The organism is Paenibacillus sp. FSL R7-0210, assembly GCF_038009085.1.
In the GTDB taxonomy this organism is placed as follows: Bacteria; Bacillota; Bacilli; order Paenibacillales; family Paenibacillaceae; genus Paenibacillus_AQ; species Paenibacillus_AQ silagei.
On sequence record NZ_JBBPAR010000001.1, the window covers coordinates 937403 to 951344 of the forward strand.

The window sequence follows — 13942 nt, forward strand, 5'->3', positions numbered from 1 at the left end:
TCTTTTGAATCCGTATATATACCTTAATACGACTAAAATACGCCAAAAGGAGCGATGCATCTTGAATTTCATGAACCAGAATGGCGATAATATCCCAGGGTTCAAGCTGCCGAAGTTGAAGCCGGGCATGTACAAAAAGATAGGGGTGGGGGTAGCCGCTGCGGCTGTATTGCTGTATATCGGCGCCACCTCATTTTATACGGTGCAGGAGCAGGAACGTGCAGCAATTCTGACCTTCGGCAAGTATACGAATGAGAGCTCGGCCGGACTCCATTTCAAATGGCCTTATCCCATCCAGGATGTCATTACTGTGCCTGCCGAGCTGACCCAGCGGATTCATATCGGATACCGCCAGGAGGCTGACGGGGCTGTCCCGGTAGATGATGAAGCGATGATGATTACAGGTGACGAGAACATTGTCTCTGCCGATGCTGTAGTCCAATGGAAAATCAGCAATATCCGTGATTACCTGTATAACATTGATGACCCGGACAAATTCCTGCGTAACTCGGCCAGCTCCTCGATCCGTGCGGTCATTGGTTCCGAGAAGCTGGATTATGCGATTACCGACGGGAAGACGGTCATTCAGGATAAGGTCCGCGTGCTGCTGGTGGATCTGCAGAAGAAATACAACACCGGCATTCAGATCATCGATATCAAGTTCCAGGATATTGAGCCGCCAAGCGGCCAGGTGGAGGAAGCCTTCCGCGAGGTGACGAACGCCCGTGAAGAGAAGAATACGAAGATCAACAACGCCAAGAAGTATGAGAACGATATCATTCCAAAGGCGCGCGGTGAAGCACAGGCCCTGCTGGAGCGTGCCGAAGGCGAGAAGAAGTCACGTATCCTGAATGCGCAGGGGGATGTGGCGCGTTTCAATGCGATTTTTGCCGAATATGCCAATAATCAGAGCGTCACCGAGAGCCGGCTGGTCCTGGAGACACTGGAGACGATCCTGCCTAACGCCAAAATATTCATTACGAACTCGAACAGTGACACTGTGAACTATCTGCCGCTGAATGAGCTGATGCGCAGCACCAAGGATAGCCCCTCTGCTCCTGCCGCTGTGAATCCGGCACCTTCAGCCGCACCGCAAGGAGGAGATGCCAAGTGAAAAGAAACCCGATTATCCTATTGATATCATCTATCGTCCTGATTATTTTGCTGGCCGGCTCTATGTATATTGTGAAGGAAGGGGAATATAAGGTCGTTCTCCGTTTCGGTGAAGCGATGCGTGCGGTGGAGGAGCCGGGGCTGAAGTTCAAGCTTCCTTTTGTCGAGAATGTCTCGGAGCTTCCCAAGTATCAGATGACGTACGAGAGCTCGCCGACCAGCATTCTGACCAAGGACCAGAAGCCGATTGTGGTCGATAATTATACCGTCTGGAGAATTACCAACGCCTCACAGTTTCTGAGAACCGTTCAATCGGTAAGCGGCGGGGTGCAGCGTATTGATGAAGCGGTATATAACTCGGTACGCCGCAAGCTGTCGGAGGTCAATTATGAGAATATTATTAGTGAGGACACCGGACGGGGCAATATTAATGATGAGATTACTAAGGACGTAGTAGCTGCGTTGACCCGTGATAACTACGGCATAGAAGTCATTGACGTACGGATCAAGCGTACCGACCTGCCGGAAGAGAACAAGCAGAGTGTGTACAACCGGATGATCTCGGACCGCCAGTCCATTGCTGCGCGTTATCTGTCCGAAGGGGATGAGGAGTCCAGGAAGATCACCTCCAAGGCGGACCGCGCCTCCAGAGAGCTGATGGCCCAGGCCGAAGCCGACTCCAAGAAGATCATCGCCGAAGGTGAAGGAGAAGCCGCCAAGATCTATAACTTGGCCTATGGAAAATCTCCCCAGTTCTATAGCTTTTACCGCACGCTGCAGAGTTATGTGACCACGCTGAAGAATGAGCCGGTCATCATGATCCCGATCGATTCGCCTTATGCGAAGATACTGATGGGACAACAATAGATCCCCACTAGCAAACACCCCTTAGAACAAATTCGTTCTAAGGGGTGTTTGTCGATTTACCCGGCTGGTCCTAAGATTGTTATTTCAGGAAAATAGGCTTATCTGGATACTACTCTTAATATACTATGCTATATCACTTTTGTTCAAATCTAAGGAGTGTTGTATTAATGATGACTTTACTCTGGAGTGGGCTCATATGAATCAGAAGATAAAACGAGTGCTGCTTGGCAGCCCGATCCATCAGAAACCGGAGATTCTGGAGCATTTTCTGAAGTCGCTGCAGCGGCTCAACCTTAACAATATTGAGCTGCATTACTATCTGATTGATGATAATGGGGATACAGCTTCCAGTGAACTTCTGCAGCAGTTCGCCCAAAGCGGGAGAACAGTCTTCCTGGAATCCTCTGGTTACCATGATGACTATATACGCGATGACAATGCTCATGCCTGGCGTATCAGCCTTGTCTGGAAGGTGGCCGAGTTCAAAAATCAGATGATCCGGCGTGCGGAAGCTTTCGGCTATGATTATCTGTTTCTGGTTGATTCTGATCTTATTCTTCATCCAAGTACGCTGGAACAGCTGATCAGTTCAGGCAAGGACATTATCGCTGAAGTGTTCTGGACCCAGTGGCAGCCGGGCAAGCTGGAACAGCCGCAGGTGTGGATGCATGACGAATACAACCAATGGGAAGCGTTGCCGGGAGAAAAGCTTTCACCTGAGGAGATCAAGCGCCGCCTGCATGCTTTTCTGCTTAAGATGAGACAACCGGGAATCTATGAAGTCGGCGGACTTGGGGCCTGCACTCTGATCAGCACACAGGCCATTAAGTCCGGTGTCAGTTACAAGAAGGTCCGAAATCTCTCCTATTGGGGAGAGGATCGTCATTTCTGTATCCGTGCAGCAGCACTTGATATTCCTCTTTTCGTCGATACCCACTATCCGGCACTACATCTCTATAGAGACAGTGATCTTGACAAAGTGGAGGAGTTCGTACGGCAGTCAACAGCAACTCCTGGGACGGAGCCAAGCGAGCATGACGGGAAACGGAATGATGAAGAGCTGGAGCGGAGCGAAGAAGCTAATCTGATTAAGCTGCAAGCGGCTGATGCGGCGCATGCCACCACCCCGGCAGCGGCACAACGCCGACCCAAGCTGACTCTCACGATGATCGTTAAGAATGAAGCCTCAAGGTTCCTGCAGCAGATTCTGGAAGAGCACCGCAAATATATCGACGAGGCCGTTATTATCGATGATGGCAGCACAGATGGGACAGCAGAATTAGTTAAGGAGGTTCTTGGGGGAATTCCGCTTAAGTTGATTCATAATCCGGTCTCCCGCTTCAACAATGAATCCGAGCTGCGCAAGCAGCAGTGGGAAGCGGTGGTTGAGACCGGACCGGAATGGATTCTTAATCTGGACGGGGATGAGATGTTTGAATCCGGTTTTGCCGAAGAAGTGGACTCCCTGCTGAGAACGGAAGACTGCGACTTATTCTGCTTCCGCCTCTACGATTTCTGGGATGACAACCATTACCGCGAGGATAAGTACTGGCGGGCCCACCTGAGATACCGGCCGTTCCTGGTCCGCTACCGCCAAGACTTTACCTATCTCTGGAATGATCTACCGCAACACTCCGGGCGGTTGCCAGAGAATATTTGGGAATTGCCTCATCAATTGAGCAACCTGCGGATTAAGCATCTCGGTTGGTCGAAGCAGGAATTTCGGCTGGAAAAGTATATACGTTATATGCAACTGGACCCGGATGGCAAGTACGGCTGGAAGGAGCAATATCAATCCATCCTTGACGAGCATCCCCGTCTGTTGCCTTGGAGTGAATAGTAAGGGCATCCGTTTCTGTTACAGGAAGATCAGCAGTAGCGTACCCACCACGAAGCAGTAGTACGAAAAGTAAATCAGATTCCCCTTCGCCATAATGCCGATGAACCATCTCATGGCATAGTAGGTTGCGACGAGCGTGGTGAGGAAAGCGATCAGGTAGGGCATCGCCAGCGCGGAGCGGTTAGGGTCATGCACGATATCGGATGCACCCAGGATTAGTCCCCCGATGCTGATCGGGATGTAGAGCATGAACGAGAACTTCAAAGCGGTCTCCTGCTTCATGCCGACGGCAATGGAGGCAATCACAGTAGAACCGGAACGGCTGATGCCGGGAATCAGCGCCACCGCCTGAGCCAGCCCGACGATGATCGCGTCTCTTACGGTGAGGTTGCCGTCTCTTTTCTGGCCGCGCAGGTTGCGGATCAGCCAGAGGGCTACCCCGGTAATAAGTAGGCTGATGGATACGGTATGTACAGAGGTGAAGACGCGTTCGATCGTATCCTTGAAGAACACGGCGGCCACGGCAGCAGGAATCGTACCGATTACAATATAGATGCAGAACATGAACTCTGACCGGTACTTGGGTTCGCGCGTCTGCAGGTAAAGGAAGAAGCCTGTAATCAGATCCAGGATGTCTTTGCGGAAGATGAAGCAGATGGCAATCAATGAGGCCGTGTTCGTCAAAATTTCAAAGGATAGCCCGTTCTGCTCCATGCCGAGCAGACGTTGTACGATGATCAAATGCCCGCTGGAAGAGACGGGGATCGGTTCCGTCACTCCCTGTACGAGCCCTAACAATAAGTATTTTAGCCAATCGAACCAATTCTCCATGAGTTCCTCCTGAATATAAACTGCAATTTCGTTAAGCCTGTCTTCTTCTTAGCCGCTTGGAAAAGACGTACAACCCGAAGCCGAGCAGGAACAGGGTGGCCGCCGGAAGAATGTAAGGCTTGACGATTTCGTCCACATGCTCCCATTGCGAGCCCAGCTTATAGCCCAGATAGACATAGATCGAAGTGATCGGAAGCATGGCAAGGAAAGTGTACAGACTGAATTTGAACACATTCATCTTGGCAATCCCGCAAGGGATGGAGATCAGCGTTCTCACACCGGGGATGAAGCGCCCGTAGAAGGCTACACCGCTGCCGTATTTATCAAAGAAACGGTCGGAGGCCTCCAGGTGATGCGGACGGATGAAAAAATACTTCCCGTACTTAGCAATCGCAGGTCTGCCGCCAAACCTACCAAGGGCATAGAGCGTAAGAGGGCCGAAGGTGCCTCCAACAGTACCGGCAAGAATCGTAAGAATGAGCTTCATGTCCCCCAGATATACCCAATATCCGGCAAGTGGCAGCACGATTTCGGCAGGTACGAATTCAAACGACAAGGCGATGACTATTCCGGCATACGACAAATCTTTGAAAAAGAGTATAAATTCCGTGATCCATTCTGTCATGCATTTCTCTCCCTTCTCAAACAAAAAGCCCCCTAATTAAAGGGGGCAGTCTCATCAACTGTCAGCACCCTCTCATCTTTGCAAGGCATCCGGGATGCCTCTAGTGCTGTGCCCGTTCTGCTTATGGCATGCCGGTCACAGCGGTATCATCGGGCGAAGCCCTCCACCGAACTCTGGATAAGAGTATTATTCAATTTGATAACATTAAAACACAACTGTAACCCATTAAGCAAGTTTGGGAGAAGGGAGAAATTTTGGATGAAAATATGAAAGCGTTATTTCAGCTCAATCTTAAACACATCGCCCGCCTGCCCGCCGAAGACGGCCATTCCGCCCTGCGGCAACCGGACTGAAGGGTCTTTGCTCACTCTGGAGTGGCTTACGATCATCCCGTCGGCATCATATACAACGAATCCGCCGCTTGGGGGAGCTGTAACGGTCATGGTTTTGCCGGCAGCTTTCTTGTCAATCTTGAACCATACGCTCTGGCCGCCCGCAGGAACGGTGCTGGTTGAAGCCGGGCCTCCGTAGATCGGCTTCACCGCATCGCCGCTGATATACGCATTGCCGTCGATGGTTAGATATTCTGCACCGTTCTGCTTGGAGAAGGTCAGATCGAAGGCGTCTCTGCCGTTCATGACCGGGATTTCAGCCGCATTGACGGCGGTGTTCTCGTCCACAATCCGCGTCCCGGTGGCGTAGCCTTGTTCAACCTCAATAGTCTTCGTCAAGATGGAAGGGGAGAGGTAGAAAAAGGAATTGATTTTCTCATCCACAGCGTAATAATGCTTCCCGTCTCTCTGCGCCCAGGCCTGCTTCGTAGAAGCATTCAGCGGATTAGCGTCCAGCTTCTGGTACTCGTAAGTGACCATCAGCATTTGACCGATACCGGGGATAGTCACATGGGTGTTCAGCTTCAGATAAGTCTTGCCGTTCTTCTGCTGATCGAAGCTCACGGCTGCACTGCCGTCCGGGCTTGTGAAGTGTCCCTTGCCGGTATAAATATACTTCTGCGCTGGAATGAGTCCGCCCTCCAGCTCAGGCAGGTTGAGCGCTCCGTCCTTAATGGCTATGGCAGTGGTTGCGCCGACAGTCCCGTATAATCCCGAATAGGCTTCCAGCTCGGCAGGCATAGCCGCTTTGACTGGAGGAGTGAAGGTGGCGTCCGGCAGAATCTTATTAATCTTCCCGGTGTCCTTCAGGTAGGCCAGCAGCACATTGGAGGCAAAAATGGTGTTATAGATGGAGCTTCCCCCCGACGAGAGCACTGCGATAGATATATCGGATTCCGGCAGGGTAATCAGGTCAGCATGATACATGATGGTATCTCCGCCTTTGGACAAGGCCTTGATTCCGTAATCACCGAATGGTGCCAGATCTACGGCATCCCAGCCCAGGCCATAATTGAAGCTGTTTCTCTCTTCAGGCACCCAGAGCCCGTTCTTGTATTCGGGCTGCTGCATCGCTGTAGCGGAGGCTTTCGACAGAACATCCGGGTGCTTGCCGTTCAGCATCTCGGCGAATGTGGTCAGATCTTCGGCTGTGGAATAGAGGCCGCCTGCTCCGAGGATATTGGCGTTCTCGCTGGGCAATGCCTGCGTTAGTCCAGGGAAGTAGGTTTTGGCAAGCTGTTGCCGGTTAAAGGTATCCAGCGGCGTTTTGGTAGAGCTTAACTTCAGCGGGCTGCTCATATGCTGGTCCAGGAACTCTGTATAGCTGCTGCCGGTTACCTGCTCAATCATCAGTTCCAGCAGTTGAAAGCCGTCATTGCAGTATACGGAATAGGCTCCCGGATCGGATTTCAGCCGTTCGGACTGAAGCCTTGTCAGCAGTTCATCGTGATTCTGAGTGTCGCTATCGTCCATCAGAATGCTGTTCCCGTAGTGGCTGCCGTACAGGCCCGAGGAATGGTTCATTAACATGCGCGGCGTGATCTTCTTGTAGCGCTCATCGGCCATCTTGAACTGCGGCAGATACGTAGTCAGCGGCTGATCGATGTCAATCACCTTATCTTCGGCAAGCATCATTGTGGCTGCGGAGACATGCATTTTGCTGACAGAGCCGATGCCGAACATGGTATCCTTCGTGACGGGAGTCCCGGCTGCCTTATCGGACAGACCGAAGCCGCCGGACACCGTAATTTTACCTTGATCCCTGATAGCATACTGCATGCCGCTTACCCCGTAGTCGGATACGATCTTCGAGCCCAGCAGGCGGGCCGTTTCCTGCACTGGGCTCTCCTTCTCCTGCGCAGACGCCTGGGCTGCGGGGATCACCAGCATGGCCGTCAGTACGACTGAAGTTAACTTGTTCATCTTGAACTCCTCCTCTTGTGTCTCTTAGATAATCTTCCTGAAGTTATCATACAGGCAGAAGAGAGGAGCGTGGCCCGAATAACCCTGAAACGTTAATAACGATCCCTTAACGTAGAAATTTAGATTAAAAGGCACAAAAAACGGTAACAAAAAGTGAAAGAAGCGGAGGGGAAATTTGGAACTGAAGGAGCGGTAGCGACCGCCTTTGTATTTGGATTTCTACCGCTAAGAGCGGTCCAATCAGGAAATCAAAATACAACAGCGGCCGGAAGTCCAAATGTTCACCGCAGTGACGGCGAAACTTAATGTTTAGTGCATTTTATATAGAAGCTTCGCGTGAGAAGGGGAGGACCACCATATTGTTGAATTCCCGATGCCCGGCTTCAATCGTCATATTGCCGCCGTACTTCTCGCAGATTCTGGAGATATTGGTCAGGCCGATGCCATGGTATTCCGGGTCCGGCTTCCGGCTCTGCAAAGAGGTGGTCTCCGGGGCGGTATGATTCAGGATGCGGATGAACAGCGCGGATTCGCTGGAGTGCATCTGGATCAGAATGTAGCGGTCCTCGGCGAGCCGTACTTTTTTGGAGGCTTCAATGGCATTGTCCAGCATGTTGCCCAGCACGACGCACAGGTCATAACGGTCGATATGAAGCTCACCAGGCAGCAGCTTAAGACGGGTATCGATTCGGATGCCGTTGGCTTGTCCGATATTCAGCGTGTTCGTGACCAGCGCATCCACCGCCAGATGGCCGGTGTTGACCCGCTGGTAGGCATCCTCCACTTTATTCAGCGTAAGCTTGATATGTTCGAGAGCCGCCGCCGGATCATCCCGCCGGATACACTCTTCAATGTAGAGGAACTGCTGATGGGTGTCGTGGATAATTCTTTTGATCGACTTGAAGCTGTGGACCGTCTTCTCATAGTTGGCGTCCTGATAGTTCATCTGGTGCTGGAGCTGGGCGTTCTCATGCATGAACTGGAACTTGTCGGTAATGGTATCGAAGATATAGACGATCATCACATTCAGGAACAGGAAGCCGAGAATCGCAATGAAATAATAGATATCCTTCTTCGAGTCTTCGGTGAGGACATTGATCTGATAGGTGCTGATGAGCGGGACGAGCAGGAACATCACATAATACCGGTAGGGCAGGGAGACGCTTCGCCGCTTGGAGATCAGCCGGATGATCTGAATCACCGGGAACATAATAATGCAGCTAAGGATCAGCCCCTTGATGAAGGCCGACCGGTCAATCCCCGCACCCGAGTTCATGCTGGTATAGTCCACCGAATCTATCATTGAGAAAATATACAGCGAGATAAAGCTGACCACTGTCATCAGCACAGCGTAGAGCAGGGAAAAGATCGCCTGGGTCTTCACCTCCACCTTATAGGCTTGCGCCATACTGAAGATCATCAGCAAAGCTACGCCGGAGGAGAATAGAGGGGACAGCGGGGTGACCAGGTAGAGGAAGCAGAGTACCCCGTAGATCAGGAAGTATATGATCCGGTTGGGCTTCCTGACAGCTTTGTCAAATACCGAGGCGAAGAAGAACTGGGTCTGAAAACACATCACCAGCAGCACACAGACGATAAGGGTCAGATTATAGTGAGTCATACGAGCTACCCTTCATGATCATGAATTTGGTGTAGAAGTCCTTAACCTCTTTGATTTTGGACCGGCCGATGGGGAACTCCTGCCCGCCCGACATCAGCACGGAGCCGCCCGCGAACTTGTGGACATGCAGCAGGTTGATAATAATCGAACGGTGGATGTGCAGGAAATGGCTGTCCCGTAAGGCTGAAGCGTATTCAGCAATAATTCCTCTAGTCTCATAGATTCCTGTGGTGGTAATCACATGCAGTTTGCTCTTGACCGTTAGACTCTTGGCCGCCTCAATCCCGATAATATCATCATGCCGCAAGACGACCTCCTCATACCCGGACTTGATGACCATGAATTTCTTATCCTGGGCCTGGAAGTAATCACACAGCTTAAGGATCTTCTCCTCCAGGAGCTGCGGGGCGACCGGCTTGATCAGGTACTGGAAGGTAATCACGTCGAAGCTCTCCACCATATATTCTGGATAGCTGGTCAGGAATATGATCTGTTCGTCAAAATGCTTCTGGCTTCTCAAGCGGCGCGCCGCCTGAATCCCGTTCATGCCGCCCATCTCCACATCCAGAATCAGGATATGGAAGGGGGCTCCGCCCCGTTCATAGTGGGAGATTAGGTCTTCTCCCGAAGAAAACAGCTCGATTTCAAATTCGGTATCCGTCTTGACGGATAACCCGACCAGAATCCTCTTCACCCGCTCCCGCTGCTGTTCTTCATCCTCACATATCGCTACCCGATACATCCAAAGGCCCCCTTTCACTTCCGGCTCAATGCCTAAGCAGATATTTGTACACAACATTATATAGTATTGTCCAGGGGAATGAGCAGATCAGGGGGCCAAACGCATTAGTTAATCCCTGGACTGCAAAATCGAATCCTTGGTTTGGAGAAGGATGAACGTGTTTGCTTGGATGGACGCTACGCAAATGGAACGTTGTTCCAATCACTGTGAACGTTACGCTTTTACGCGGGTCATTCCGCCCGCTCCGCTGTTTAAGAGAAAGGCCCACTAGCCCACTAGGAACTACTGCTACTTCCACCGCCGCAGCAGCGGCCCCGCCTCGCCATAGACAGGATCACGCTCCGGCAGCGGGACTTCGCGGATCTCGGGGAGCGCTGCAGCGAAGTCATCCGGGCCCGCCTGGCGGGTGTTATAGTCCATGCCCCCGGGATATGCGCCTGCAATACGGAAGTCCGGCGTGGCCGTGAGCTTCTTGTGTGCCGTCCCGGCAGGCAGCACCACAACGTCACCGGCTTCCACGTTGGCTGTGTATCCGGCATCTCCGCCAAGCTGGAGCTTGGCACTGCCGGAGATCGCCCCCAGCACCTCATGCGCGTTGCTGTGATAGTGGTGGTAGGGGAAGACGCCATTCACCCAGCTATTCAGCCAGCCGTTGTTATTGAAGACCTGTTCGGTGTCTTCCGGGTGGTCCCGGAGAACCCCTTTATACAGCACAGCAGGAAGCTGAGGATTATTAGGCAGCAGTCCATCCGGCTCGAAGCTGAGCTTAATTATAGATTCGTCCTGCTCCCGGCCTGTAGAGTTATGTTCTGGCATAGCGGATCATCTCCTACGTGAATTTTGGTATATGTATATAGAATTACCCTAAGGTTGGTAGTGTATCTCGTGAAAATACATTTCGTTAAAAGGTGAGAACCCCAGGTATTGCTGGCAGTTTAATTGTAACGTAATACAGCTAGTTGAACATTTGGCGGCACTAGTAGACCTGCATTTGTAGCGAAAAAACAGGGATAAATGTATTCTGTGCAACTAAAAACGGTGAAACGGAAGGCCTCCCTCTTCTAATTGTAGTCTATACAACTAAATTTGCCCGAAAGGGCGAAAATCCAGGTATAGAGGCCTTTTAGTTGTACGAAATACAGCTAAACGGAGATTTGGCGGCATATCAGACGATTTAGTTGTATGAATTACAATTAAGCGTACCTATACTGCTTGCACCATAATTTGGGTATGGCATATCCTCAGCCTGCGATTGGTGAAATTATAATTGCAATTAATATAGCGGGGCTATTTTCTACCTGCTTGTAAAAGGGTAATTGATGGCATACAGTGTAACATAGCTGTTATAGATGGTTGCGAAAGGGAGGGGTTATAGTGAGAATTACCCGTAAAATAAGTACCCTGCTGGTTGCCGCGTTGCTGCTGCCTGCCATCCTGTTGCTGCCGGGGGCAGAGGCTGCTCCGGCACAGGCGAAGGCTGCGCCCGCCGGGACGGTTGCCGCTGCCGCTTCAGTCGCCCAGAGTCCGGCTACGAACGGGCTGGTGCCGCTGACCGGCGCGATCAACGGAAATCTGCCGATTCATATGTCCATTAAGGTGGAGAGCGGCGGCAAGCTGACCGGCAGCTATTATTATGACAAATATAAACAGACGATCAGGCTCACCGGCAATGTCAACGGCAAAATCGCCCATATGTATGAGTATGACGCCAAAGGCAAGGAGACCGGCCATTTCCAGGGCTGGTGGATTCCCGGCACCGGCTTCGCCGGGGTATGGAGTAGCCCCGACGGAACCCGCCAGCTGCCGGTAGAGGCGCTCTCGGCCACAGCCACAACCAGTCTCAAGGCTCCTGCAGCTGCTGATTGGAGCGGAGAATGGTATATGGCAAGTAATTCGCCCTTCTACGGCTCTTATGTGGAATTCAGCAATGTGAAGAGCGATAAGCTGGTTTTCTCTATGGATGCCTACGAAGGTGCCCATTCCGGTCAACTGGAGAACGAAACGGCAGTGGTCCGCAAACGGATGGCCGTCTATAAGGAAGAGGACGGTTCGGTGGTCTTCTTCTATCTGCTGAACGGCAAGCTGTACGTAACCAGTCCTTCGCCGGTGTATTCTGCCGGGGCTAATGTGACCTACACCGGCGAATATACAAGAGATCCGAACGAGAAGGTCTACACGCTGAAGGACACCGGCGTCTTCAAGACGGCAGCGGAGGACAAAGCCTTCCGTAAGCTGGTAGGGGAAGATTATGATCTGTTCCTGTACAGTATGCAACTGCTGGATGAGCCGAAGGATCTGGATGGTAAGGGGTCAAGAGTGGTGCAGGGCGGCGTGAGAGGGCTGTTCACCCTTACGGAAGCCATCATCATGTATGACAAGCAGGGCCATTACTGGGCAGCCGTACTCGACTCGGATGAAGGCGACGAACTGGAAGACATCGCTGACCCCTATGTCCGGTTCTATACGAATGTTCCCGGCACCAGCAAGCTGCCGAAGACGATTGTGAAATGGATGGAGCCTTTTTCTGATTACGAGGTGGTATACATGAATTTCTAAACCTCGCGCAGGGGCGTTTTAAGATCTCCCTAACGGGTACAATGAAAGAGTGAGGGTCCGCCTGACATGGGTAGCTACTGCACGAGAACCTGTGTACACCGGTTATGTCAGCGGATTCACATGTCCCGCCTCTTTTCACTGAAAGGATAGGACAGCGCGCATGCGCAGGTCCTGCCGCTATAATGGAAGCTGCGGGTGCAACAAGAAACGGTATGCCTAACCCCTGACCGGGGGGCGGCATACCGTTTTTATATGGAATCTGTAATTCATTGCCGGGCTCAGGATCAGGTATATAGCCGCTTCCAGTTCGCATACCAGCGCTCGACCTTGGCGGACGGAGTGAGCTTCAGGTCCCGCCAGAGAAAGCTGCGGAGCTTCTCATACTGTTCCTGTACGAAGCTTAGCTCGCCCAGCCGGTTGTAGAAGTCCATGAGCGCCAGATAGCCTGGTTCATGGTAGGGATGCATCTCGACAATCCGCTGATAGGTGCTGACGGCCTTGGTGATATTATCCTTAGCGGTATAATAGTCGCCCAGCTCGGTGGCGTGCTGCAGGGAGAGGTTGCGCAGCCGCTGGCGCTCGCTCTCGGCCCACAGATAATCATAATCCCCCAGGTAATCGCCGGTATAGAGTTTCAGTAGCTCCTCATGCTCAGCGGCGTTATAATCATCCACCGGGTCCAGGGAGACGACACCTTCCTCCCACAGCACCGCATCAATCTGCGCGTCGCCGCTCTCCAGCATATACCCCTCGCCTACGCTCGCATTGCTGATCACAAGGCCGATGTCGGCCCGTTTCAGCGATTGCCTGATCTGGTAGATGGCCGTATACAGATGAGTGGAGGCACGTTTGAATGATGCCTCGGGCCAGAGCAGCTCGACCAGCTTGTCCTTGACGACAATCCGGTCATGATGATACAGCAGGAAGGCGAACAGTTCCTGGGCTTTGGAGGTCCGCCAGCGGAAATCCCGGATAGGAACACCTCCCCGTTCGAACTGGATGGCATTGAAGCAGCGGATCAGCAGCGAGTCCGGCTTGTCCGTGTGAAGCTGGTTGATCTTCCGGCTCCTGATTCGCTGGAGGGTCCGGCTCAGCCGTTCCCTGGAGACCGGCTTGAGCAGATAATCCTGCGCGCTGACCTCGAAGGCTTCCAGCGCGAAGCTGTTATGGGCGGAGACGAATACAATGGCTGAGCCGGGACAGCTCTCCTCCAGCTGCTTCGCAGCCTCCATGCCGTTCAGCCCCGGCATATCAATATCAAGAAAGATAATATCTGCCTCCCAGCCGGCCGCTTCGCTCATAGCCAGCTGGGGGTTGGTATAGGTTGCCGTTACAATGGTCGATCCCAGCGCCCTGAGCGTCGATTCCAGCTGAATCAGGGCGAGTCGTTCATCATCGATCAGCACTACCCTAAGCATTGTAGCACCTCCTT

11 protein-coding genes are annotated in these 13942 nt (G+C 52.2%); 4 read left to right on the forward strand and 7 right to left on the reverse strand.

The features are described 5' to 3' along the window. Positions 1-70: 70 nt before the first annotated feature. From hflK to MKY64_RS04095, 3 genes are all read left to right on the forward strand, one after another. Positions 71-1114 carry an FtsH protease activity modulator HflK gene (gene hflK, locus MKY64_RS04085; RefSeq protein ID WP_340958010.1) on the forward strand — a complete coding sequence of 348 codons (1044 nt, stop codon included), beginning with the start codon at positions 71-73 and terminating at the stop codon, positions 1112-1114. Next, on the forward strand, positions 1111-1980 hold the full coding sequence (gene hflC / locus MKY64_RS04090) for a protease modulator HflC (protein WP_036699631.1): 870 nt from the start codon (positions 1111-1113) through the stop codon (positions 1978-1980). The genes hflK and hflC overlap by 4 nt, the downstream gene beginning before the upstream one ends. A 196-nt stretch (positions 1981-2176) precedes the next feature. Beyond that, positions 2177-3820 carry a glycosyltransferase family 2 protein gene (locus MKY64_RS04095; RefSeq protein ID WP_036724020.1) on the forward strand — a complete coding sequence of 548 codons (1644 nt, stop codon included), beginning with the start codon at positions 2177-2179 and terminating at the stop codon, positions 3818-3820. Positions 3821-3838: 18 nt separating this feature from the next. Here MKY64_RS04095 and MKY64_RS04100 read toward each other — a convergent pair whose 3' ends face one another. The 6 genes from MKY64_RS04100 to MKY64_RS04125 form a co-directional block, all read right to left on the reverse strand. Then, positions 3839-4651: an undecaprenyl-diphosphate phosphatase gene (locus MKY64_RS04100; protein ID WP_340951058.1), complete on the reverse strand. Its 813-nt coding sequence runs from the start codon at positions 4649-4651 to the stop codon at positions 3839-3841. A 31-nt stretch (positions 4652-4682) separates the two neighbouring features. After that, complete coding sequence (locus MKY64_RS04105) at positions 4683-5276, reverse strand: DedA family protein (RefSeq protein ID WP_036724017.1); 594 nt, start codon at positions 5274-5276, stop codon at positions 4683-4685. A gap of 275 nt (positions 5277-5551) precedes the next feature. Next, positions 5552-7591 (reverse strand): serine hydrolase domain-containing protein, encoded by a 2040-nt coding sequence (locus MKY64_RS04110; protein WP_340951061.1) that lies wholly within the window; start codon positions 7589-7591, stop codon positions 5552-5554. Positions 7592-7910: 319 nt separating this feature from the next. Beyond that, a complete protein-coding gene (locus tag MKY64_RS04115; protein ID WP_209877434.1) occupies positions 7911-9212 on the reverse strand; it encodes an ATP-binding protein in 1302 nt (433 codons plus the stop codon). Continuing rightward, on the reverse strand, positions 9199-9954 hold the full coding sequence (locus MKY64_RS04120; protein WP_340951067.1) for a LytR/AlgR family response regulator transcription factor: 756 nt from the start codon (positions 9952-9954) through the stop codon (positions 9199-9201). Before MKY64_RS04120 ends, MKY64_RS04115 begins: the two co-directional genes overlap by 14 nt. A gap of 288 nt (positions 9955-10242) precedes the next feature. Next, entirely contained in the window at positions 10243-10770 is a 528-nt protein-coding gene (locus tag MKY64_RS04125) for a cupin domain-containing protein (protein ID WP_340951068.1), read from the reverse strand. Between the two features lie 558 nt (positions 10771-11328). Here MKY64_RS04125 and MKY64_RS04130 point away from each other — a divergent pair. Next, the gene (locus MKY64_RS04130; protein WP_339249953.1) at positions 11329-12510 is read left to right on the forward strand and encodes a hypothetical protein; all 1182 of its coding nucleotides are present in this window, start codon (positions 11329-11331) and stop codon (positions 12508-12510) included. Positions 12511-12794: 284 nt separating this feature from the next. Here the strand turns inward: MKY64_RS04130 and MKY64_RS04135 are convergent, their stop codons facing one another. Next, the gene (locus MKY64_RS04135; RefSeq protein ID WP_339249951.1) at positions 12795-13928 is read right to left on the reverse strand and encodes a response regulator; all 1134 of its coding nucleotides are present in this window, start codon (positions 13926-13928) and stop codon (positions 12795-12797) included. Between the last annotated feature and the right edge of the window lie 14 nt (positions 13929-13942).

What these genes read in the sequence shown, in the direction of transcription:
- MKY64_RS04110 (WP_340951061.1), bottom strand. Translation starts at nt 7,591, where the DNA reads ATGAACAAGTTAACTTCAGTCGTACTGACGGCCATGCTGGTGATCCCC.
- MKY64_RS04115 (WP_209877434.1), bottom strand. Translation starts at nt 9,212, where the DNA reads ATGACTCACTATAATCTGACCCTTATCGTCTGTGTGCTGCTGGTGATG.
- MKY64_RS04105 (WP_036724017.1), bottom strand. Translation starts at nt 5,276, where the DNA reads ATGACAGAATGGATCACGGAATTTATACTCTTTTTCAAAGATTTGTCG.
- MKY64_RS04120 (WP_340951067.1), bottom strand. Translation starts at nt 9,954, where the DNA reads ATGTATCGGGTAGCGATATGTGAGGATGAAGAACAGCAGCGGGAGCGG.
- hflK (WP_340958010.1), top strand. Translation starts at nt 71, where the DNA reads ATGAACCAGAATGGCGATAATATCCCAGGGTTCAAGCTGCCGAAGTTG.
- MKY64_RS04135 (WP_339249951.1), bottom strand. Translation starts at nt 13,928, where the DNA reads ATGCTTAGGGTAGTGCTGATCGATGATGAACGACTCGCCCTGATTCAG.
- MKY64_RS04095 (WP_036724020.1), top strand. Translation starts at nt 2,177, where the DNA reads ATGAATCAGAAGATAAAACGAGTGCTGCTTGGCAGCCCGATCCATCAG.
- MKY64_RS04100 (WP_340951058.1), bottom strand. Translation starts at nt 4,651, where the DNA reads ATGGAGAATTGGTTCGATTGGCTAAAATACTTATTGTTAGGGCTCGTA.
- MKY64_RS04125 (WP_340951068.1), bottom strand. Translation starts at nt 10,770, where the DNA reads ATGCCAGAACATAACTCTACAGGCCGGGAGCAGGACGAATCTATAATT.